General features: G+C 55.1%; 22 protein-coding genes. 10 read left to right on the top strand and 12 right to left on the bottom strand.

Going from position 1 to position 20524, the window contains the following annotated elements; all coding sequences use genetic code 11:
• Positions 1-97: 97 nt before the first annotated feature.
• The 9 genes from ADH66_RS09645 to ADH66_RS09610 all read right to left on the bottom strand — a co-directional run bounded on the left by ADH66_RS09645 (position 98) and on the right by ADH66_RS09610 (position 5690).
• Positions 98-427 carry a plasmid mobilization protein gene (locus ADH66_RS09645; protein WP_066541337.1) on the bottom strand — a complete coding sequence of 110 codons (330 nt, stop codon included), beginning with the start codon at positions 425-427 and terminating at the stop codon, positions 98-100.
• 292 nt (positions 428-719) lie between these two features.
• Positions 720-2942, bottom strand: a complete 2223-nt coding sequence (locus ADH66_RS21985) for a phage/plasmid primase, P4 family (RefSeq protein ID WP_084384562.1) — start codon at positions 2940-2942, stop codon at positions 720-722.
• Positions 2943-2958: 16 nt separating this feature from the next.
• Positions 2959-3084, bottom strand: coding sequence for a cysteine-rich KTR domain-containing protein (locus ADH66_RS09635; protein WP_201448101.1), 126 nt, complete (start codon positions 3082-3084; stop codon positions 2959-2961).
• A gap of 10 nt (positions 3085-3094) precedes the next feature.
• A complete protein-coding gene (locus ADH66_RS09630; RefSeq protein WP_066541343.1) occupies positions 3095-3853 on the bottom strand; it encodes a CPBP family intramembrane glutamic endopeptidase in 759 nt (252 codons plus the stop codon).
• A complete protein-coding gene (locus ADH66_RS09625; protein WP_066541345.1) occupies positions 3850-4422 on the bottom strand; it encodes a TetR/AcrR family transcriptional regulator in 573 nt (190 codons plus the stop codon). Before ADH66_RS09625 ends, ADH66_RS09630 begins: the two co-directional genes overlap by 4 nt.
• A 221-nt stretch (positions 4423-4643) precedes the next feature.
• On the bottom strand, positions 4644-5018 hold the full coding sequence (locus ADH66_RS09620; RefSeq protein WP_066541347.1) for a TnpV protein: 375 nt from the start codon (positions 5016-5018) through the stop codon (positions 4644-4646).
• 51 nt (positions 5019-5069) lie between these two features.
• Positions 5070-5210: a hypothetical protein gene (locus ADH66_RS20000; protein WP_157130722.1), complete on the bottom strand. Its 141-nt coding sequence runs from the start codon at positions 5208-5210 to the stop codon at positions 5070-5072.
• A 112-nt stretch (positions 5211-5322) separates the two neighbouring features.
• Entirely contained in the window at positions 5323-5508 is a 186-nt protein-coding gene (locus ADH66_RS09615) for a hypothetical protein (RefSeq protein ID WP_066541349.1), read from the bottom strand.
• Positions 5508-5690 carry a hypothetical protein gene (locus tag ADH66_RS09610; RefSeq protein WP_066541351.1) on the bottom strand — a complete coding sequence of 61 codons (183 nt, stop codon included), beginning with the start codon at positions 5688-5690 and terminating at the stop codon, positions 5508-5510. The genes ADH66_RS09615 and ADH66_RS09610 overlap by 1 nt, the downstream gene beginning before the upstream one ends.
• 192 nt (positions 5691-5882) lie before the next feature.
• On the opposite strand from ADH66_RS09610, the gene ADH66_RS09605 reads away from it, so the two are divergent.
• From ADH66_RS09605 to ADH66_RS09595, 3 genes are read left to right on the top strand one after another with little or no spacing between them, the layout of a single operon-like run.
• Complete coding sequence (locus tag ADH66_RS09605; protein ID WP_066541353.1) at positions 5883-6467, top strand: helix-turn-helix domain-containing protein; 585 nt, start codon at positions 5883-5885, stop codon at positions 6465-6467.
• On the top strand, positions 6460-6996 hold the full coding sequence (locus ADH66_RS09600) for a tyrosine-type recombinase/integrase (RefSeq protein WP_066541354.1): 537 nt from the start codon (positions 6460-6462) through the stop codon (positions 6994-6996). Before ADH66_RS09605 ends, ADH66_RS09600 begins: the two co-directional genes overlap by 8 nt.
• The gene (locus ADH66_RS09595; RefSeq protein ID WP_066541355.1) at positions 6981-7853 is read left to right on the top strand and encodes a site-specific integrase; all 873 of its coding nucleotides are present in this window, start codon (positions 6981-6983) and stop codon (positions 7851-7853) included. The genes ADH66_RS09600 and ADH66_RS09595 overlap by 16 nt, the downstream gene beginning before the upstream one ends.
• Positions 7854-8355: 502 nt before the next feature.
• On the opposite strand, the gene ADH66_RS09590 is transcribed toward ADH66_RS09595, so the two are convergent.
• Genes ADH66_RS09590 through ADH66_RS09580 form a run of 3 tightly spaced genes read right to left on the bottom strand, consistent with a single transcriptional unit; the run spans position 8356 to position 13444 of the window.
• Positions 8356-9636 carry an L-cysteine desulfidase family protein gene (locus ADH66_RS09590; RefSeq protein ID WP_066541357.1) on the bottom strand — a complete coding sequence of 427 codons (1281 nt, stop codon included), beginning with the start codon at positions 9634-9636 and terminating at the stop codon, positions 8356-8358.
• A gap of 15 nt (positions 9637-9651) precedes the next feature.
• Positions 9652-10551, bottom strand: a complete 900-nt coding sequence (locus tag ADH66_RS09585; RefSeq protein ID WP_066541359.1) for a YitT family protein — start codon at positions 10549-10551, stop codon at positions 9652-9654.
• 1 nt (position 10552) lies between these two features.
• Positions 10553-13444: an insulinase family protein gene (locus ADH66_RS09580; protein ID WP_066541361.1), complete on the bottom strand. Its 2892-nt coding sequence runs from the start codon at positions 13442-13444 to the stop codon at positions 10553-10555.
• A 291-nt stretch (positions 13445-13735) separates the two neighbouring features.
• Here ADH66_RS09580 and ADH66_RS09575 point away from each other — a divergent pair, with 291 nt between their 5' ends.
• The 7 genes from ADH66_RS09575 (at position 13736) to ADH66_RS09545 (ending at position 20508) form a co-directional block, all read left to right on the top strand.
• Positions 13736-14596 carry an NAD(P)/FAD-dependent oxidoreductase gene (locus ADH66_RS09575; protein ID WP_066541363.1) on the top strand — a complete coding sequence of 287 codons (861 nt, stop codon included), beginning with the start codon at positions 13736-13738 and terminating at the stop codon, positions 14594-14596.
• Positions 14593-15513: a trigger factor gene (locus ADH66_RS09570; RefSeq protein WP_066541365.1), complete on the top strand. Its 921-nt coding sequence runs from the start codon at positions 14593-14595 to the stop codon at positions 15511-15513. The genes ADH66_RS09575 and ADH66_RS09570 overlap by 4 nt, the downstream gene beginning before the upstream one ends.
• A gap of 14 nt (positions 15514-15527) precedes the next feature.
• Complete coding sequence (locus ADH66_RS09565; RefSeq protein WP_066541367.1) at positions 15528-15845, top strand: thioredoxin family protein; 318 nt, start codon at positions 15528-15530, stop codon at positions 15843-15845.
• A 105-nt stretch (positions 15846-15950) separates the two neighbouring features.
• Positions 15951-16430: a hypothetical protein gene (locus ADH66_RS09560; RefSeq protein ID WP_066541369.1), complete on the top strand. Its 480-nt coding sequence runs from the start codon at positions 15951-15953 to the stop codon at positions 16428-16430.
• Positions 16431-16515: 85 nt separating this feature from the next.
• Positions 16516-18255 (top strand): ABC transporter ATP-binding protein, encoded by a 1740-nt coding sequence (locus ADH66_RS09555; RefSeq protein WP_066541370.1) that lies wholly within the window; start codon positions 16516-16518, stop codon positions 18253-18255.
• A gap of 1 nt (position 18256) precedes the next feature.
• Positions 18257-20032, top strand: coding sequence for an ABC transporter ATP-binding protein (locus ADH66_RS09550; RefSeq protein WP_066541372.1), 1776 nt, complete (start codon positions 18257-18259; stop codon positions 20030-20032).
• On the top strand, positions 20029-20508 hold the full coding sequence (locus ADH66_RS09545; RefSeq protein WP_066541373.1) for a hypothetical protein: 480 nt from the start codon (positions 20029-20031) through the stop codon (positions 20506-20508). The genes ADH66_RS09550 and ADH66_RS09545 overlap by 4 nt, the downstream gene beginning before the upstream one ends.
• Positions 20509-20524 lie beyond the last annotated feature (16 nt).

Raw genomic sequence — 20524 nt, 5'->3', positions numbered from 1 at the left:
GTTTTTTCACAAAATCAACCCCCGGTTTCATACCGAAACCAGGGGCGGCATTGGGGGAAACGGAGATGCTTACCGGCAGGAGGGCGCGGATCCCGCTCTAATCGTCCTCATCATACTCCCCAGCCACAGCTAATCCAATTTTCTCAGAGGTCTTTCGGAGTTCACGCAGCTGCACGTCAATAGCCTTTGCGTCGATGAACCCTGTAGCTGTTGCCATCTGTGCAAGCACGTCCAAATCCTTGCGTATCACCTTCAGCTCGTTCATCATGCTGTAGTAATCAAGAGGCGGAGCCTCTCTCGGGACACACCTATTTAGCAACCGGCGCATATACTCCGACTTGCTGATCTTGCACCTGCGCGCTCTCCTCTCCAGCATATTGAAGTCCCTCTGCGAGAGCCGTATGTCAAATTTTCTTTTGTCTGTCAAACAATTCCCTCCTTATGCGTGTCAGCGCTCTAAAAATATGGGGTCATAGGGTACTCCCTATCCAGTCTGCGTTTGGCCGCACATTTGTCCTTACAAATGTGGGACAAATGCGATGCTGGCTCATTCAGAAAACGCCTTTTGGCCGTTTTCCGAATCTGTGACCCCTGCGGGGCCACTTTGCACCCCGAAAGCTGAGTGTGTGTCAGGTGTGCCAGTTGAAAGCAGAGGTTCTTACGCGAGAGCAAATATTTTTACCCCTATATTTCGTTGACACACCTGACACACCGGCTACTTACAAGCCTATTCTATCATCCATTTTCAGCTGAACACCGCACAGCATGGCGGTCGCGTTCACCGACCTTCCGGCCCCTTTGGGACGTTTCCTTTTGACTTGGGCGTACCCCTCTATGCCCTGCTTAAATGTTGGGTAACCGTCCGCAAACTGCCCATTACGCTGGCACCAGTCCCGGTATTCGCGGTAAGCGTCCTCTGTACGGACTTCACCATCGGGGTCGGGTGTCAGCATTTCCTCCACGAACCGGGTCAGTTTGTCGCTGTCATGCTGGTACTGGGCGGTCGCCGCCAGCACCGATTGGGGCGGTTCAAAACCTGTTTCACGCATAAGCCACAGCCCATCTAAGCACCAGTTCAACACGCCGGACAGCTCCTTTTCCAACCGTTTTTTGAGAGTTTTATCCTGCTCTTTCGGCTCAAAATGACGGTTGAACGGCAAAACTTTTACTCGACCAGAACTGAAAATCGTCACATCATTGGCCTTTGGAAGATGATTTGTATTGATGAACAGCTTGAATTGAGGCTTGAACTCGAAGCTGTTTTCGTTCAAAAACCGGGCGCTCATGGTGTCGTTGCCGGTTAGAGTTTTCACCAACGCCGCCGATAAAACCATCTGCTTGTCCGGCTCAGAGATGTTCACAGCTCTGGCTCCGGCCAGCTTCGCGATGTCCTCAGAGGGGCCGCTGGCATTATAATTTTGCCGCAGAGCTATTGTTTCCGGCCGCGCTGCTTTGCCATAACCGCCCAGCATTTTCATATAAGTTCCCATGATAGTCCCCTTGCCGTTGCGGGTCGTGGGGCCGTAGAGGAGGAAGAAACATTCCTCGGACGTGTCCCCGGTCAGGCCGTAGCCCAGAGCCTTTTGGATGTAGGCGGCAAGGTCAATATCGCCTTGCATAACGTCCTGGATGGTGCGCTCCCACAACTCTGAGCGAGCCTCCGGGTCGTACTTCACGCCGGAAATCGTCGCTAGCATATCGGCTGGGTCGTGCTCATGGAACGCTCTGGTATGTAGGTTCAGCGTTCCATTTTTGCAGTTAAATAGATAAGGCTTACTATCAAACTCGCTGAGTTTTGCCGGGTAAATGCCCATCGCGTCTTTCAGGATGATCTCCCGGTAATGGCGAATCTGCCACCTCTCAACTGCCCTGCGATACTCGTCCCGCTCGCGTCCATCGGGGAGAGACAGAGCGTAAATCACCAGTTCGTCAGCCAACTTTTTACATAGTTCCATAGCCTGGAGATTGCCTACATCCGGCTCCCACAGCTTGCCCGTAAAGATGTACCACATCAGTCGGTCATTTTTTGCGGACAGTTCAATACATGCCATCCGTTTCTGCTCCCTGCTCCTGCGTTTGCTCTCGTTTGACTTCTCCCTCTGCATCTTCTTGGCGCAAACGGGACAATACTTTGATATGCCAGAGCCAGGGACGTATTCAACGCCGCACACTGTACAGCATTTAGCGGGCAACGCTGTCCACCGCTTTGTGGGTGTGATATGTAATTCACCGACAAAGCCGATGAATTTATAGTAAATCTTGATTTCCTGCCTAACTGTTCCGTCTGCCATCTTCTCACGCTCCGAAACAAGTATCTTGTCTATCAGTGCATTTACAACCGTTGCGTCCAGTTCCTTTAAGCCTTGATAGTTGCGGATAAGGGAGAGGAAGTCACGGATTCCCTGCGATTTCTCGTAGCTTTCATTAAGGGTTTCCGTTACCTCTTTTAATCTCGCTTCAATTTCAAGCTGTTCTTTCTGGTATTTCCCCGACATCATCTCGAAATTCCGCTCGGTGATACGCTCCATGACCTTATCCTCATAGAGAGAGGAAAACAGCCTGTCAAGCTCCGCAAGGCGTTTGTTCAGTTTCTTCCGTTCTTTCTCCATTGCCTTTGCCTTGCTCTGGTCTGTTTCCGTGAGCCGCTTTTCAATCGCCCTCACCGCCCGCTCGTCATTCACCGCCATATCCGCAAAACGATTGATGTCGTCAAGGACGGCGTTGAATAAGTCCCTCGCTTCAATGGCGTGTGCGGTACACATGACGTTTCCGTACCTGCCATAATTATTACAAGTGTATTGTACGCAGTCGATGATGTCGGGGCGTTTCCTCCTGTTTGCACTCATAGCCCGCAGAGCATAGCCGCAGTCCGCACATTTGATAACGCCTGAAAAAATATTCTCAAAGCCGCCCTTATTCTTTTCCCGCCTGCGGCTCGTCATAAGCTGTTGGACAGTATCAAATTCTTCTTTCCTGTCTGCACTTCGGGCAGTATAGAGGAAAGTTTTTTAATTCCGTATCTTTCCGTATCTGCAATCTCGTTTTGTTCCCGCAGACAGGGCAGCGCACCCATTCTGAAATCATATTCGTCATATCATCTATCCCTCGTATTATTCTTATTTGCCAGTTGGCTTTTCGGAAGCGTTTTTGTAAGGACTAAGTTATAGGCAACGGTTATAAAAATTAAAACCAAAGCATGAATAATGTGCTTTTCCACTGTAACCCCTGCTTTATTTGAAAAAGTACTAAGAGTGTTAATAGCAGAATGAACAATAATGCAGGGGAGCAAACTTCCGCCACGATAGAAAATCGTTACAAGCAAAAAGCCTATCGCAATCGCAAAGCAAATCTGGCACAAATTGTTTACCAAGTCCATACCACTGCCATTAAACAAATTTACTATATGCCCTATGCCAAAAGTCACGCTCGAAACGATAATTGCAGATTTTATACCATCCTTTTCCATTGCCTTGAAAAGAAAACCTCTGAAAATCACTTCTTCCACAAATCCAACGCAAAGCATACACGCAATACGGCAAACCGTATCCGATAATGGATAGTTGACAGCAACACCGTTCCAAAGATTTCCCGTTGCTAAGATAATAAGCGGCACATAGTAAAGGAACCGATGGGCAGGAACAGGTGATTTACAAAGCCCATACCGTTCTTGCAACTTGTTTTTTCGAATAAAGGCAAAAAGAATAATGGTTTGCAAGATACAAAAAATAGCGCTTGCAGAGTATTCAATTCCTATTTTCTCGTTTAACGGATATGCTAAAGATTGCAGAACACAATAAACCACTATCCATACAATAGCAAAAGCCTGTTCGTTTTTTTCATATAACTTTTTCATTTTATTTCCTCCTGTATCGCTAATATTGCACCTGTGCCTACCCGTTCCAAATGCTTTTCTATAAGTTTTTCATCATACTCCAACGAATTGTTGGCTATGATACTGGCATATCCATGAACAAACATCGCAAGCGTTATAAAAACTTCTTTTGTCTGTTCAATATTCATATCCATTTCTTCCTGCATGGCAGAAATAACAGGTATAAGTTCCTCGGAATTTATCATTTCAAGCAAGCTGTTTTCAACAGCAAATCCCGATTGAAACAGAAAGCGGAACAAATAAGGTTCTTCAACCGCAAAGCGGATATAATTCACCCCAATTCCAAGCATTATATCTTCCTGTGTTTCTGGAATGTTCATCAAATATTCCGTATGATAGTCACCTGTTTTTTTGTAAGCAGCTTTTTTTAATTCTTCAATCGTTGCAAAATGGTACATAACGGGCTGTGTGGAACAGTTTAGCTTCTTTGATACTGTCCGTGCATTGATGTTTTCCACGCCAGTTTTGCGGGCAACCTCAAATGCAGCGTCAATAATCATATCTCTTGTGATTTTAGGTTTTGGTGGCATTATGATTTCCTCCTCAAATTATAATTTGTATTATATAACATCAATTATAATCAAATCCCACTGCCTTGTCAATCGGTCTCAATAAATTTACAAAAACCCTATTCGTTCTTTCGCTTTCGCTTATAGGCTGCTAAATCTCCTATTGCAAGAAATTTCACATCATTTAACCAAAACTCCCCGAAAAGAAAGTGGCAGAGCTTTAGCCTCTGCCACTGCATTGCCTATGTGAAAATGATTTCCTCGTTCACAATCTCCCTCGCACAAGCCCTTATGTTACCTAGCCGTCCTGTCCATTCTAAGGCGTTTTCTTCCTTTAGGCGTTCCGTTATACCCTGTGCCTGTTTCATGCCCTCTATGAGCCTTACAAAGCGTTCCTGCGCCTGCCTGTCAATGTCGGCAAGATAAGCGTTGAGCCTGCCGCTTGTGAGAAGATTGGTATATGTAACCTTTCGGTACTGCTTCAGATAGTCCAAGTGCCGCTGTCCCCATATGCCCATCGGCTGTTCTTCTTCGGCGGGTAAAGCTATACATGGAATTAAATAATCTCCTTGCCTTTCGTATCTGCCGCCCAGTTCCTCAAAAATCGTCTTTGCCATTGTCTGTTACCTCCACATTCTTTTTTATTTTGAATGTCCGCAAAATCCGTCCTACATCTTTCGCTCGGGGACGTAGCGGGCTATGTCATGGTAATAATCGGCAAACAAGTTGCTATTGCCGATGTCGGTCACGGTGTAGCGGGGGTTGAGTTCGGGCGCGAGATTTTCTAAAACCGAAATTTTTTCGTTCATAGGCGTACCCCTTGACTTCCCCTACTGCCCATGCTACAATGGGCTTGTGAATGTAGCTCTTGCCCTTTCCCAGCGTTGCCGCGCGGGGAGAGGGCCTTTTCTTTGGTGTACATCATGCGGTACCTCCGTTCCGGCTAATTTCCTCTAGCTTTTCCTCAAGCTGAGGAACATTCACCATGAACTTCACCCCAGAGTATACCCCAGGCAGTTTGCCTTGCTTTTGCCATAGCCGCAGTTGGTATTCGCTCAAAAGCCCCAGCTTGGCGGTCTGGCGGATGGTCAAAAAGCGTTTCTCCATTAACCTACCTCTCTTTCCAGTTTCTTGATTGCCTCAAGCATTGCGGTCTCCTTGTCCGGGGTGAGCGGGAACCGCAGCCACCGGGTCATGGTCGGCTCGGAGATTCCCAGCTCTGCCGCGACTTGCCAGAGTGGGACATTGGCGGTGCGTGCGGCTTTGCGTACAGTTTCGTTCGCTTTCATTGCACATCTTCCTTTCAACATGAATTTTCTACTTGACATCGGGCTGGACATTGTGTAGAATGATTATGATGAATTTATCATTACGTTTTCATTATAGAGAATCATGGCAAGAAAGTCAAGCGAGTTCATGATGTTCTTTTTAGTGACGATTTGTGGATGAAGTTCACGATTATATGTAGAAAGGATGAGCGAATGAAACAAGATTCTTACGCCCGATTGCTAGCCCAGCGGCTGAGTAGTCTGACAAAAGAGAGCGGAAAGCCCATCAAGGAACTGGCCAGGGAGATAGACATCTCTGTGGGTGCGCTGTCCAACTACCAGAACGGCAAGGCAGAGCCGGGGCTGACCGCCCTGTGTGCCATCGCAGACTACTTTGAAGTCCCGGTTGACTGGCTGGTAGGGCGCTCTCAGGTTCGGGACCCGAAAGCAGCGGAGGCGGAGGTTTGCGAGTATTTGCGGCTATCTGAGGACAATGTGGCCTTTTGGAAGGAGTTTACTTCTGGCGGATATGAGGAGGAACACCGTGTTCATGGGGTCGAGTTTGCAAACTGGCTGATGGAACAAAAGGAGTTTCGCAGGATGATGAATGCCATAGACGTGGCCTTCCTGATTGCAGCGGACGATGCGGACCGTGGCTCTGAGCAGCGTGTACAGGACTATTGGAAGAAGTTTACCCATAATCTGCAAGACCCCAAATATGTTGCAATGAGTTCGCTTTTGCACCTGATGGACGACAGGGTGGAGGACTTTCTCAAAATGAGGCAGCTAAATGGCTAACATCCAAGAGCGCCGGGACAAGTCCGGCAGGCTGATAAGCTACTCGATCCGTGTCCACCGGGGCCGTGGGGCAGACGGCAAGCAGCTAAAGCCCTACACGGCTACATTCGAGGTTAAGCCCACCTGGACGGAAAAGAGTGCGCGAAAAAAGGCCGAGGCTTTCGCCGCGACCTTTGAGAAGGAGTGCCGGGAGGGGGTGGCCAGCGACAGCCGCCAGACCTTCCAGACCTATTGCGAGTACGTGCTGGAACTGAAGGAGGCCAGAAGGACAAAGCATAGCACCGTAGTGCGCTATAGGCAGCTGGCAGAGAGAATATACCCGGCCATCGGGCATATCAAGCTGAAAGACCTGCGTGCCGACCACTTAAACAGCCTTTACACCGCTTTAGGAAAAGAGGGCGCGGGGAAAGGGACGTCAAAGGCGGTTGCCAAGCTGGATTTGGCCGCTCTCGTCAAGGAGAAGGGCCTTACAAGGGCCAAGATAGCCCAGGAGGGGGGATACCTCTCGGCAGCGTGTACGCCGCCTTAAAGGGCCAGCCTGTCAGCGTAATGGCCGCGCAGGCCGTAGCTGACGCGCTGGGGGTCAAGCTGGATAAGGCGTTCAGGATTCAAGAGAACACCCGCAGGTTGTCGCCTAAGACCGTGGTGGAGCACCACCGGCTTATCTCCACGGTGCTTGACCAAGCCGAGAAGGAGGGGCTGGTGCCGTTCAATGTGGCAAGCAAGGCCACGTTGCCAAAGGTGGAAAGAAAAGAGGTCAACTACTTCCAGCCGGAACAAGTGGCGGCTATTCGGGAGGCTCTGGAAACGGAGTCAATCAAGTGGAGAACCATCACCCATCTGCTGCTGATAACTGGGGCCAGAAGAGGCGAGATTCTAGGCCTAAAGTGGGATAAGGTGGACTTCGAGGCAGGGCGTTTACATATCTGCAATTCCGTGTTGTACTCTGCCGACATCGGTATCTATGAGAGTACACCAAAGACAGCGACCTCTAACCGTTATGTGAGCCTGCCCCGGGAAACGATGGAGCTGCTGAGGGAGTACCGCCTGTGGCAGAACCGGGAACGCCTGCGGCTGAGAGCATACTACGAGAACAAGGATTTCGTGTTCGCTCAAGATAACGGCGGGCCAATGCACCCGGACAGTGTGACCGACTGGCTGGCTAAGTTCAGCAAGCGCCACGGCCTGCCGCACATCAATCTCCACGCCTTCCGTCATACAATGGCCTCTATACTGTACTTCAACGGAGTGGACAGCGTGAGCATCAGCAAGCGGCTGGGCCATGCCCAGGTAAGCACCACGGCTAACATCTACGCCCATGTGATGGAGGAGGCAGACGAGCGGAACGCCGACATTCTAGCCGATGTGTTCCTGAAAAAAGCGTAGACAGTTGGAGTGCCGCCTGTTGAACTCAGAGTTGAATTTGAGGATAAAAAAGACCGAGTTGAATTATAGTTGAATTTTGGGGCCTGGAGAGGCCCTTAAAAATGTTGCGAACGAATAGCAAAAATCCCTAGAAACCTTACAGTTTCTAGGGATTTGATGTGGTTGCGGGGGCAGGATTTGAACCTGCGACCTTCGGGTTATGAGCTGTGGTGAGCCAGTTTTTCCAGCAGTTTTCAGGCATTTTTACTCCATTTTCCCGCAAAAACCCGAAGGTCTGCCCCTATCCGTTCCACTGAGTTTTTTCGGTTCTGGGTCAGAAAATGGGTCAAACACAGCGTGTGGAGGGGTAGGAGTGGGGGAGACTACATCAAAATTTGCGCCGCTAAACAAAGAAAAGCTCCATCCGGTCCTGAGATTCGATTACGGTAGCCTGCTCATTGAGTTTTCAGATCACTTCCAGGCAGACCTCGTCCTGCTCCAATTTTCCAAAATATGCCTCCTGTCATTTGCACCGCTCAGTCATAATAGACAATATCGTCTGGTCCGTCTGCCGCATTCCCTGCTGAGCTAAAAGGCCCACATTCGCGATCGTATCATCCACGCCTTTGGTCACGATGCCGTCGCCGCTTTTGAATTCCTGGTGGTTTTTATACATAGAGTAGCCCAATATCCCCGCGTCTACACTGGCGGCAATCTTGGCGGCGCAGGAGGGCTTTGCCCCATCGCAGATGGTTCCGCTGATGATAGCCACTGCGTTGACGATGGTGTGCGCTATGGCCTCGTAGCCGCCGTCCAGCAGATAGGCGATCCCGGCTCCTGCCCCGACCCCTGCGCTGACCGCGCCACAGTAGGCCGAAAGACGGCCTATGCCGCTTTTCTGGTGGATGGTCACCAGGTCGCTGACCAGCAGCGCCCGGTACAGCTTTTCCTGGTTTGCCCCCAGGAACCTTGCGTACCGGACCACCGGCACGGAGGCGGTTATCCCCTGGTTGCCGGAGCCGGAGAGTATCACCACCGGCAGCTCGCACCCGCTCATCCGGGCGTCGCTCCCTGCGGCGGCCCAGGCTTTCGCCTCGGTCTTGATGTCCCCGGGGTACTCCACCAGCAGAACGGAGCCAATATTGGCGCCCCAGTTATTTTTCAGCCCTTCCGCCGCGATAGCCGTGTTGCAGTCGATCTGCCGCTGTAGTAGCGGTGCGATATCCCCAAGCTCCGCCGTGTTCGCAAACTCCAGAATATCCGCCACATTCAGCACGCTCTTGTCCGTCAGGCTGTCCTCGGCGGAATCTGTCACCGGCTTTTCCAACAGGACTTCGCCGTTCTTTTCTTCTCTGACGATATTGCTGTGGCTGTTGGCGATATGTACACAGGCGGAATGCTCCCCAGCCCAGCCGGTGAGCCGGATGTCCAGCATCCGGGGGGTGTCGGCACAGACTATCTCAATGGGGGTATCCTGACAATAGGCCGCGATTGCCCCATGCCGGTCCGACGGAACGGTGGAGATGACCTGCAGGATTTTCTCAGCGTCCCCCGCGGCTATTCCCGCCGCAATAGCCGCGGAGATGCCCTTTAGCCCTCCGGTGTTGGGGACGACCACGCTTTTCACATTTTTGATGATATTGCCGGAGACCTCTGCCCGTATCCTTTCCGGCCAGACTCCCAGGATATCTCGGAGCCGGGCAGCGGCATAGGCTAGGGCGATGGGCTCCGTACAGCCTGTGGCGGGGACCAGTTCTTCCCTTAAAATGGACAGATACGCCTTTGTGGTTTCGGTAGTCAACATAAATTTTACCTCCTTTTATCGGGCAGGGATTTCGGGCGGCTCCACATAGACCCGTTCGCTGGAAAAGCCCTGCCCCCGAACCTCCTTGATCTGTGTGATGGTCAGGAACGCGTTAGGGTCAACGGATTGTATCAGCGACTGTGCGGCATAGAGCTTCCTGGGCGGGATCACGCACAGCACACCGCGCTGAGGTGACCTTGTCCTGCCGGTTTCGATTTGAACCATAGTGATACCGGCCTGCAGCTTTGTCAGGCATTTCTGCCGTATCTCCTCGTACCGGCTGGAAATCACAAAGAGCTGTATCTGTGACTGCCCTAAAAGCATCACCTTGTCCAGCACAATCGTCTCTACCACCAGCAGCACAACGCCGTACAGGATTTGCTCCGGGTCAGAGAACACAGCCTGCGCGCCCATGATGACAATATCCGTCAGGTAGACCGCCACGGAGACCGGGATATGTGTACACTTATGCAGTACCAGATTGACCACATCCGTGCCGCCGGTGGAGGAGCCCACCCGCATCACCAGCCCCACGGCTATTCCCACCAGCCCGCCGCCCAGCAGGGCCGACAGCAACGGGTCGGCAGTCAGTCCTTCGATACCCGGCACCCTCTGGGCCGCGCCCAGGAAGATGGGGTAGAGCAAGGAGCTGGCCACCGTAGCCAAAACGAACCTCCATCCCAACACCGCCCAGCCCAGCGCCAGGGCCAGCAGGTTCACGCATAAAACAATCAGGGCGGTGTCCAGCGGGATGAACCTTGCCAGAACCACCCCAACGCCCGTGGCCCCGCCCATGATGACGCCGCTGGGCAGGATGAATGCTGCCACGGCGAACCCCAGCAGCATATTCCCGGCTATGATCGCAAAGCCAACCTCCGACGCTTTTTTCAAGCGCTTCCAATCAAGCCTTCTCATATCAGAGTACCACTATATTGTCCAGCCAACCGGCACAGGCGTCCACCTGCTGTCGGGAGCCGAGGACGCAGATGCTGCCCCGCGCTGTCAGGTCCTCCACGGGGCCGGCCAGAGCTTTCAGATCTTCCGGCACGGCGGCGAGCATCTCCCGGCGGACGCGGCACCGGTCCTCGTGGCTAATCTGCCGCCAGTAGAGAGCGTCTGCCATCCGGCCCTTCATGCGGGCTGTCAGAAGCGGGTCAGACTCCGCCGCCGCGCCGGTGATCATGCCGGTCAGGTCTATGTCAATGCCTCTCAGAAAGTCCGAGGAGGTGCGGTAGCAGTCCAGCGTCCGAGCGGCGCTGGGGTCGCGGAAGGAGTAGAATCCAGCAAAGCCTGTGTCACGCAAAACCATTCCCGTGCCGTAGGCCCCGCCTTGGACCCGTACCGTGTTCCAAAGGTGGGCAAGGGAGACGGTACGTCCCATGACCTTCGCCGAGCCGCTTCCGGCTCCCTGGAAAACGCCGCCCAGAGCCGCGTATGATACGCCGGAGGGGATCACAAACCCCTCCCGACGGGGTTCCCAGGGCAGAACGGCCCCCGTGCAGGGCAGGGCAAAGCTGCCCTGCGGCAGGCTGGACGAAAGCAGTCGGGTGACAGTTTTGGCAGAAGCTTCATTCCCGGCAGTGACGCTGACCGTCATGCGTGCGCGGCAGAAAATGCGCTGGGCCAGAGATATAAGATCCTGCGCCAAAGCAGGAAAGCGGGCGGGGAAGTTCTGCTCCAGTTCCGTCAGCCACCGCAGGAAGGTGATGCCCGACGCCTGCTCCTGGACGGCACCCTCGGCGGTGGAGCAGGCCAGGACCCTGGACATGGCGGCGCTGTGTCCTGCCGTGACCATCTGCTCCGCCATCGCCGCCCGCCGCTGGCGCAGGAAGGTGAGCGCCTGCTGGGAGTTCTCCCACTGCTGTCCAACTAAAAGCTCTGTCAGGAGGGACAGGGCTTTTTCCAGTTTCGCGTCCAGAATACTGCAGGAAACGCACAGGAATGTCCGGCAGCGGTCCGGGGCGTTTTGCCGCCCATACGCTTCTACCGTGAACCAGATATTCCCGAACAGGGAGCGCATCTCCCGGCTCAGGTCTGCCAGACTGTATTTAGCCGTATCCAGACAGCCGAACAACTGGGCCATAAAGGATGCCTTAGCCAGTTCCTCTGGGGACAAGTCATCCAGCGCGAAATAGAGATTGCAATAGGTGATACCGTTGGTGGGCAGCCGATGGCGGAGGAGCGTCACGCAACCGGTGGATTCTTCCTCTATGGGCAGCTTTTCCGGCTCCGCCGGAATCTGGTCAAGGCGAAGCCTGGGGATGGACGCCAGCTGCTCCGGCGTGTCCGGCATGTTCTGCCAGGCGGCGATAGCTTCCTGGAAGCGATGGACGCCGGCGGCTTCCTCGGTTCCCCAGCTGGATCGGATGGCACTGAGCCGAGCTGTCTCCTGGGCCCGGCGCTCCTGGCCTATGGTGTGGGAGGGCAGTGCAAGGATCCGGCAGTGATGGGGGTTCTCTAAAATGAGCTGCTTTAGAAGCTCCTCAAAATAGCCTGTCCCGCACTTGTCCCGCAAGCCGTCAAAGAGCGTACCGACGCTGAGATTTGCCGCAGGGTCGCCGCCGTAGAGCCAGCTCTCCATCACCTGGAAGCAGAGCATAAGCCCCTGGGGCATCTGCCCATAGTCCCGCTGCCGGGCCTCAAACTCCAGATTGTCCAGCGCCGCCAGGATCCGCCGGTGATCCAGCCCCTCCCGGGACAGCCGCTCCAGCTCATCCCGGAGGGCGGAGGACACCTCCTCGGACTTGTCCTCGGCAATGTCCCTGGCCTCCAGCAGGAGCCAGGGCTGCTGTACGCCGTCGTGAAGCTCTAAGCGGACGTCCTGAGCCAGGCCGCTTTCCAGAAGACGCCGCTTCAGGGGGGCCTGGTTGTCCCCACATAGTACATCCGATAAGGCTTGCAGCGCCATTAACGTCTCCCTGTCCCGGAAGGTGCAGACAGCGTACCCATCTGCCAGCCGGGCGCGTCCCTCCAAGGATTCCTGTGCGGACAGCTCATAGCGTATAGCGGACAGGCCCGCCTCAACAGGCTTTTGCAGAGGTATCCCTTCCGGCGTGGGACAGCGCTCGTATGCACAAAGGTATTCACTGTCCAAAATCTCAAGAACCTGCGCGATATCTACGCTGCCGTCCAGGAATATATAGGAATTTGATGGGTGGTAGAGACGGCTGTGGGCGGCAGCGAAGGCTTCGTAGGTCAGCTCCGGGATATGCGCCGGGTCACCCCCAAAAACATAGCGGTAGCAGGTATCCGGGAACAGGCGGCGGGCCGCTTCCCGCTCCAGAAGGGCGTCCGGCGAGGAGAAGGCCCCCTTCATCTCGTTATACACCACGCCCTTGACGGAGAGCGCGCCGTCTTCGCCCAGCTCGTAGTGCCAGCCCTCCTGGCCGAAAATCTCCGGCTTGGAGTGTAGCAGCGGGTGCAGTACCGCGTCCATGTAGACCCGCAGGAGATTGATAAAATCCTGGCCGTTCCGGCTGGATACAGGGTAGACAGTTCTGTCAGGGAAGGTCATGGCGTTGAGGAAGGTGTTCATGGAGCTTTTCATCAGCTCCACAAAGGGCTCCTTCACCGGGTAGCGTTTGGAGCCGCACAGGACGGAGTGCTCCAGGATATGGAACACGCCTGTGTCGTCCCAGGGCTGGGTCTGGAAGGCGATGGCGAAGGTCTTGTTTTCCTCCGCCCGCTCCAGCCATACCAGTCGGGCGCCGGACTTTTGGTGCTCCATCTGCCAGAGGTCCGCCTCCAGCTCGTCAACACGTTGTTGATCTAGGACAATAAAACCTGAAAGGATACTGTTCTTTTCCATGATAGCCTCCTTGTAGTGAGTTCCTTTTTGTTCGATCCGGCTTAGGTGCCAATATTATAGGAGCTTTTCCCCTCTGGCGCAAGGTGCTATGCTTATTCTGTTCATTTTCCCGACCATTCTGTCCCCTTCGTCAAAACTCCCTGCTTTTTCATACCGGCTTTGGACTGGGACAGAGCGTCCGCTATCTGTACAGAATAGACCGTTTCCGGGGCGGAATGAGCAAGTAGTATTGATTTTTTCGGAAAAAATGATATGGTTGCATCATAGAAAAATCTGGGAGGGGTATGTCAAATGTACGACCTGCTTATTATCGGCAGCGGGCCCGCCGGTGTTTCCGCCGCGCTGAGCGCAAAGGCGCGGGGCTTGGATTTCCTGTGGTTCGGCTCCAGACAGTTGAGCCCTAAAATTGCGAAAGCTGAGCGCGTTATGAACTATCCGGGGCTTCCGGCGGTCACCGGGCCAGAGATGCGGGAAGCCTTTTTACATCAAGTAGACAGCCTGGGCATTTCTGTTTTAGAGGAACGGGTCAATTCCATCTACGGCATGGGCGGCTATTATACCGCCGTGGTCAACGACAAGATGTATGACGGCAGGACTGTCATCCTGGCCCCGGGGGTATCTAACAGCCGTGAGATACCCGGCGAGAGCCGGTTGCTGGGGAAGGGGGTCAGCTATTGCGCCACCTGTGACGGGGAGCTGTATCGGGGCAAACGTATAGCGGTGGTCTGCACGGACCCGTCCTTGGAGGAAGAAGTGGAGTTTCTGGCCGGGCTGGCTTCGGACGTGTTCCTGTGTACCAGCTATAAGGATTGCGGTGTCCAGCGGGACAATGTGCGGCATACGGTGGGCTATCCCGCGGAAATTTTGGGTGAGGACAGGGCCTCCGGCCTGATCTGCGGCGGAGAGACAGTAGCGGCGGACGGAGTCTTCTGTCTGCGTTCCTGCGTGGCCCCCTCGGCGCTGCTGCCGGGACTGGCGGCAGAGTGCGGGCACATCCAGGTGGACCGGGGACAGCGGACCAACCTGCCGGGCTGTTTTGCCGCCGGGGACTGCACGGGACGGCCCTATCAGTACGCAAAAGCGGTGGGCGAGGGCAACGTGGCCCTGCACAGCGTGGTGGAATACCTGAAAGAAATGGAGGCGTGTGAATGAAATCAAGAATATTGAAGGTAAAGGACTACCGGGAGGTGGACGTGGAGCCTCTGCTCAGGCCCTTTGTGCCGGATGAGACAGCGCTGGAGGCGGAGCTGAGGCGGCTGACTAACCCATATATCCGCTGGGAACCCGGCGAGGAGGTTTCTGCCGGGGACCAGGTGGTGTGCCGGTTGCTTTCGGACTGCCCCCGGTACAATAAGGAGAAAGTTCGCTTCGTGGCAGGGAGCGGGATGTTTCAAAGGGAGCTGGAAAATCTCTCCATCGGCATGAGGGTGGGCGAGACCCGGGAGGCCGGCCTGCCGGAGGGGAAGGTGTCCCTTACGCTGGCGGGGGTGATGAACCGCGTGGCCCCGGAACCCAGTGATGAGATGGTGGAGAAGCTGGAGCTGGACGGCGTGCATACTGTGGCGGAATACCGGGCCTACCTGCTGGAGCAGCAGCGGGAGGCCGCCTTCGGACAAGACTCCTTTGAAGCGCTGAAGAAACTCACCCGGGAGGTGATAAGCGGCTCGGAGTTTATCCTATACAGGGAGGACTGGGCCGAAGCTATCAACCGGGAGCTGGACCGCTGCCGGACGCTGTGCCGCCAGGAGGGCATGGTCCTGGAGGAAATGACGCCGGAGCAGTTCCAGGGCCGCATCCCAGTGAAAAGCTACCATGAGCTGGTAGCCATGCTCCAATATGATGGTTGGGACAATCTCTGCCGCTATCTGCTGGGCCGCCGGTACGCCGAAACGGACAGTTTCCACTCCGGCGAGGCGGAGTACAAGGCGTTTATCGCGGACTATGCAAAAACCTGGCGCGTCTCAGAGGAAAGCGCCAGGGAGGCCAACCCGTTTGAGAACTTCATTTTTAACGAATACACCGGGCACGCCTATACAGTGCTGAGAAACTATATCAGAGAATTTTATTAAGGGAGGAACCCATCATGGCGATCCAAAACGCGGACAAGACCAATTTTAAAGAGCTGATCAGAGAGGACTTTGTGATTGCTGACTTCTACGGCACAACCTGCGTCCCCTGCAAGCTGTTTTCCAAGATACTGGAGGACATTGAGGCGGAGATACCATTCCTGAACATCGTCAAGCTCAATACCACCGATAACCCGGAGTTGGCAGAGGAGTATGGGATAACAGCCGTGCCCACCGTCCACTTCTACAAGGACGGACAGCTGGTGGCAAGCCATGTGGGTGTCATGCAGCCCCAGGCGGTGAAGGAGGTTATTGCCCAGCATATGTATGCGTAAAACCGGACAGATTAAGCGGCTTTTCGGGCAAAATCGACATCTGCCCTTTTTTCGATAATCTCAATATGCTATAATCCATTCACCAATATAAGGAGGCTATGTCCCATGAAAAAGACTGTGAAACGCACCATCTGCTCTCTGCTTGCACTGCTTTTAGTATGCGGCCTCGCCGCCTGCGGCGGCACAAAGAGCGTGGACCCAAAAACATGTACATACGATGAGATGGTGGACTACCTTACCGCCAAGGGCTACATCTCCAAAGATGCCGTTCCGGTGGACATGCTAACTACCGAGGGCTATCTCACGGACAACACCGGCGGTGATATCCCCTATGGGCCCTTTGCGGATAAGGCGCAGGACTACGACGGGCTTTGGCTGATGTGGTGGGACGCCGCCACCCCCTCTGAGGCGTACACCAACTGCTTCCAGAACCTTGCCATGAACGAGGGCGTCATCGTCTACATGGGCGGCGCGGCCGTTCTGGAAACCGCCGCTTACAACGGCAGCTTTGCCCTTGCCTTTGGGGAGGGCTACGCCCAAAAGGAGGCCGTCACAGCGGACTTCCAGGCGCTTTCCCAGAAATAAGGACATAGAAACGCCCCTACCCTATCCTATATGGGATAGGGCGGGGGCGTTTCGTTGAAATGCACATAAGAGGAAGGAGAAAACCATGGAAACAAACGCGATTTTCCGAAAAAATTACGGCAGCTTCCGCCGCTTCTTCTCCATGCTGGGCAAGGCGAACCTGCCATATCTGTGGATTGTAGGCTACCTTGCGGCAAGCGCCGTCATTGCCAATGTGGGCGTCAGCTCTACCGAATACAGCGCCGCCCTTTTTGCAGGAAACGTGGGACTGACCGCCGTGGTGCTGCCATACCTGTTTTACCAGATACTATCCCTGATTCTCAGTTCCGTCTCCGGTCTCATTAATAACCTCTGCACAGCCCGCATGGACAGGAATCTGCGGCGTATGGTCTGGCGCAAGACGGTAAGTCTGCCACTGCGGTTCTATGAGAACAACAACCCCAAGGAACTGCTCAGCCGTATCACCACCGATATCTCCAGCATCAGCAATCTGGTCATGAAGGTTTTCCTCCCCATCTTCACCACGGCCTATGCCAGCTTTGTCATCCTCCAGAAGGTCTCCAGCTATGACGGGGCGCTGATGTGGTCTTTAGTGGCGGCGCTGCCGGTGAATATCCTCATCAGCTTTATTCTGGGCCGCCTGCAATTTGGCGTACAGGACCTTATCAACCGGCGCAATGCCGAGCTGACCGCCACTGTAGCGGAGCGTACCAATAACCTTATGCTGATAAAATCTATGAGCGCCGAGGCAAAGGAGGCCGCTGCCGGAGGGGAGCGGATGAAGGCCAGCTACCGGGCCGCCGGGATGAATATCTGGATCACCGGCACTGCCATCCCCATTAGGGCCATTGCCAGTGTCCTGCAGACCATTGTTATCATCCTGGTGGGCCGGGGCTACTACGCCTCCGGCGCACTGAGCCTGACGGAGTGGATCGCCTATTACGGCTTTGCCATTCAACTGACCAATATCCTCAGCGCATACTGCGGATACTGGACCTCCTTCAAAAGCGCCCAGGGCGCGGTAGATCGGGTGAGCGAGATCATGGCCGAGCCTTCAGAAAATTTGAACGCCGGAAGCACCATGGAGTCACCGGCGGGAGGCATCCGCTTTGAGAAGGTGGATTTCTCCTTCGGAAGTGAGCCCCTTTTCCAGGGCTTAGATCTGGACATCCCCGCCGGGAGAATCACCGCTGTGGTAGGTCCCTCCGGGTCGGGAAAGACCACCCTGCTGAACCTGATCGACCGCCTTTACCCGCTGAACGGCGGCTTGATACAGATAGGCGGAAAGGACACCTCGGACTACTCCCTGACCAGCTTCCGCCGCGCCCTGGGATACGTGACCCAGGAGAGCGTCATGTACGCGGGCACCATCCGGGACAACTTGCTCCACGGCCTGGGGCGCACGCCGTCGGACGAGGAGCTGGACGAGGCCTGCGCCGCCGTGGGCATCCTTGACTATGTCCGCCGCCAGTCCCTGGGCTACGACGCCCCGGTAGGGGAAAGCGGGGCCAGTCTCTCCGGCGGGCAGCGGCAGCGTTTCTCTGTGGCCCGGGCCCTGTTGAAAAAGCCGGACTGCCTGCTGCTGGACGAGGCCACTGCCGCCATGGACATCGGCGGCAAGGCGGGCGTTTGGGCCAGCATCCGGCAGGTGATGGCGGGTAAAACCGTGGTCTATGTGGCCCACGACGCCCAGACCATACGCAACGCGGACTACCTGATCGTCCTTCGGGACGGACAGGTGGAGGCCGCCGGGGAGCGGGAGGACGTTATGGCTTCCAATTCCTATTGTCGGGAAATGATGGAAAACGGAGAGGAGGGCCGCTGATATGAAGCGCAACGGAAAAGACGGCAGTCAACAGCAAAAGCAGATATTCTCTTTCCGGTCCTATATCTCGTTTTACACCCGGTTCCCCATTCCATGGTGGCTGTTTATCGCGTCCCTGGTCTTCGGCCTTGTCAATACCGAGGTGGTGCTGGCTATCTCCAAGTATGTGATCCAGATCAACAAGGGCGAGCTCTACAACGGCGTAATTATCGGCTACTCCCTGTTGACCGTGCTGAACGCCGTAATAGCCATGTTCAGCAACCTCTGCGGGGAGTATGGCATCCAGAAAGTCACACTTAGGGCCAGGATGTTGCTGTGGAACAAGATACTCCATCTGCCAATGCGGGAAGTGGAGCGCCGCCAGCCCTCGTCCCTCATTTCCGGCGTTGTGAACGATATCACCCAGGCCAGCGCGGTGATACATATGATATTCTCTACAGTGGCCTCGATCTACGGCTTTATCCGCTGCTGCGTGGAGATGGCCCGGTTCAACGCGAAGCTTTCCGCCTATATGCTGCTGCTTGTCCCTCTGGCTGTTGGCGTGTTCGCCCTGGTGGGACAGCTGCAGTACCGTATGATGCTGCGGCGGTATGAGAGCCTGGGTGCCATGACGGAGTTCTTCTCCGAGCATATCTCTGCCGCCAAGCACGTGAAGGCCCAGGCCATGGAGGGGTTGGAAGCAGAGGAGGGCCTTCGGGCCATTGATGAGCGGTACAAAGCGGACATCTATTATGCCTTTATGGAAGTCCTGCAGGTGTTCTCCAATACGCTTTATACCTCCATCGGCAGCATTGCCATCGCCCTGTTCGGCTCTGACATGATCCGAAAGGGCCAGATGCCTGATACCGGCATCAATGACTTTACCACCTATAAGGGTCGGGTGGACCAGTACCAGGCTGAGGTGCTGACCCATTACCAGACCCTAAAGGGCACCCAGGGTGCCCTGCAGTATGTGGGCGTCCTCCTGGATGGGCCGGAGGAGGACCCGGACGCCGGGTACGACCTGCCGGAGGGCCGGGCGAAGGAGGACATCGTGCTGGAACGGGTGAGCTTTGGTTACGACCCCCGCCAGCCGGTGCTCCACGACCTGAGCCTTACCATCCCCGCCGGGATAACCACTGCCATTATTGGTAACAACGGCTGCGGCAAGTCCACCCTGCTCAAGCTGCTCCAGGGCATATATCTGCCGGACAGCGGCCGGGTATGGCTGGGGGAGTCCGCGGTGGACAAGGTGAAGCTGTCCCAGCTGCGCCGGCGCTTTGGCTGTATCTTCCAGCATAACCCCTTGTTTTCCGGCTCCGTTCGTGATAACATAGCCTATGGAGAAAAGGGCGAAGTGTCGGATGAGGCTGTGGCCGGGGCCGCAAGGCTTGCGGACGCGGACGGCTTTATCAGCCAGCTGCCAGAAGGGTATGACTCTGATGTGGGCATGAGCGGGGCACTGCTCTCCGGCGGGCAGCGCCAGCGGGTGGCAATCGCCAGGACGCTGCTGTCCGACCCGGAGTATCTCCTCATGGACGAGGCAGGGGCCAGTCTGGACCATAAGAGCGACATGACCATCTTCCGCGCCGTCAGGGAACATATGAAGGGTCGGACGATCGTGGTGGTGGCCCATGATATGCGCACGGTGATGGAGGCGGATCATATCATCGTCCTTAACAGCGGCTCCCTGGAGGCTGCTGGCACCCACGAGGAACTGCTGAAAACCAGCCCGACTTACCGCAGTTATCTGGAGCTGCAGGGCTTTGCCCTGGCGGGAGAGGAGGCAGGACAATGAAACGCTTTACGATTTTATTTTCCGTTCTTCTGGTGCTGGGCTTTGGCGGTGTGCTGGCCTATGTGGCGGCGTCACCGGAGTTTGTCCCGCCAGCGGCACTGATAGGCGAAGGGGAAGACCCTGACGCTCCCATCTGGGACATGACCATGGACGAGGTCCTGGCTGAGTTGGCAGCCCAGGGGCTCATTGACGACCCGGCCTCCGCCATCTCTCTGGCAAGCGACGGCCTATGTACCGACGCCCGCCAAGTCAGCGGCGCGGAATTTTACTGGTGGGACCTGGAAAACCTGAAGGAGGGCAGCCAGGAAGAGACTGCCTATAAGAGCCTGAAGTCAGACGGCGTCATCGATCTCTACGGCTCCGGGCACATTTTGAGTTATGTTCACAACGGCCCCTTTGCGATGTGGCTGGACCTCTATGAGGGCGACCCGGGCGCATTGGAGCAGGCGTTCAAGGATGTCGGGCAGGCAGAGTAAAAACAGGGAGGAAACG

The organism is Acutalibacter muris (assembly GCF_002201475.1).
GTDB lineage: Bacteria > Bacillota > Clostridia > Oscillospirales > Acutalibacteraceae > Acutalibacter > Acutalibacter muris.
Note: the sequence above shows the minus strand (reverse complement) of the source record. Positions and strands in the feature narration are given on the sequence as shown.

What these genes read in the sequence shown, in the direction of transcription:
- ADH66_RS09545 (WP_066541373.1), top strand. Translation starts at nt 20,029, where the DNA reads ATGAAACGCTTTACGATTTTATTTTCCGTTCTTCTGGTGCTGGGCTTT.
- ADH66_RS09570 (WP_066541365.1), top strand. Translation starts at nt 14,593, where the DNA reads ATGAAATCAAGAATATTGAAGGTAAAGGACTACCGGGAGGTGGACGTG.
- ADH66_RS09585 (WP_066541359.1), bottom strand. Translation starts at nt 10,551, where the DNA reads ATGAGAAGGCTTGATTGGAAGCGCTTGAAAAAAGCGTCGGAGGTTGGC.
- ADH66_RS09580 (WP_066541361.1), bottom strand. Translation starts at nt 13,444, where the DNA reads ATGGAAAAGAACAGTATCCTTTCAGGTTTTATTGTCCTAGATCAACAA.
- ADH66_RS09590 (WP_066541357.1), bottom strand. Translation starts at nt 9,636, where the DNA reads ATGTTGACTACCGAAACCACAAAGGCGTATCTGTCCATTTTAAGGGAA.
- ADH66_RS09615 (WP_066541349.1), bottom strand. Translation starts at nt 5,508, where the DNA reads ATGGAGAAACGCTTTTTGACCATCCGCCAGACCGCCAAGCTGGGGCTT.
- ADH66_RS09555 (WP_066541370.1), top strand. Translation starts at nt 16,516, where the DNA reads ATGGAAACAAACGCGATTTTCCGAAAAAATTACGGCAGCTTCCGCCGC.
- ADH66_RS09575 (WP_066541363.1), top strand. Translation starts at nt 13,736, where the DNA reads ATGTACGACCTGCTTATTATCGGCAGCGGGCCCGCCGGTGTTTCCGCC.
- ADH66_RS09550 (WP_066541372.1), top strand. Translation starts at nt 18,257, where the DNA reads ATGAAGCGCAACGGAAAAGACGGCAGTCAACAGCAAAAGCAGATATTC.
- ADH66_RS09560 (WP_066541369.1), top strand. Translation starts at nt 15,951, where the DNA reads ATGAAAAAGACTGTGAAACGCACCATCTGCTCTCTGCTTGCACTGCTT.
- ADH66_RS09635 (WP_201448101.1), bottom strand. Translation starts at nt 3,084, where the DNA reads ATGATTTCAGAATGGGTGCGCTGCCCTGTCTGCGGGAACAAAACGAGA.
- ADH66_RS09565 (WP_066541367.1), top strand. Translation starts at nt 15,528, where the DNA reads ATGGCGATCCAAAACGCGGACAAGACCAATTTTAAAGAGCTGATCAGA.
- ADH66_RS09620 (WP_066541347.1), bottom strand. Translation starts at nt 5,018, where the DNA reads ATGGCAAAGACGATTTTTGAGGAACTGGGCGGCAGATACGAAAGGCAA.
- ADH66_RS21985 (WP_084384562.1), bottom strand. Translation starts at nt 2,942, where the DNA reads ATGACGAGCCGCAGGCGGGAAAAGAATAAGGGCGGCTTTGAGAATATT.
- ADH66_RS09600 (WP_066541354.1), top strand. Translation starts at nt 6,460, where the DNA reads ATGGCTAACATCCAAGAGCGCCGGGACAAGTCCGGCAGGCTGATAAGC.
- ADH66_RS20000 (WP_157130722.1), bottom strand. Translation starts at nt 5,210, where the DNA reads ATGAACGAAAAAATTTCGGTTTTAGAAAATCTCGCGCCCGAACTCAAC.
- ADH66_RS09630 (WP_066541343.1), bottom strand. Translation starts at nt 3,853, where the DNA reads ATGAAAAAGTTATATGAAAAAAACGAACAGGCTTTTGCTATTGTATGG.
- ADH66_RS09625 (WP_066541345.1), bottom strand. Translation starts at nt 4,422, where the DNA reads ATGCCACCAAAACCTAAAATCACAAGAGATATGATTATTGACGCTGCA.
- ADH66_RS09605 (WP_066541353.1), top strand. Translation starts at nt 5,883, where the DNA reads ATGAAACAAGATTCTTACGCCCGATTGCTAGCCCAGCGGCTGAGTAGT.
- ADH66_RS09610 (WP_066541351.1), bottom strand. Translation starts at nt 5,690, where the DNA reads ATGAAAGCGAACGAAACTGTACGCAAAGCCGCACGCACCGCCAATGTC.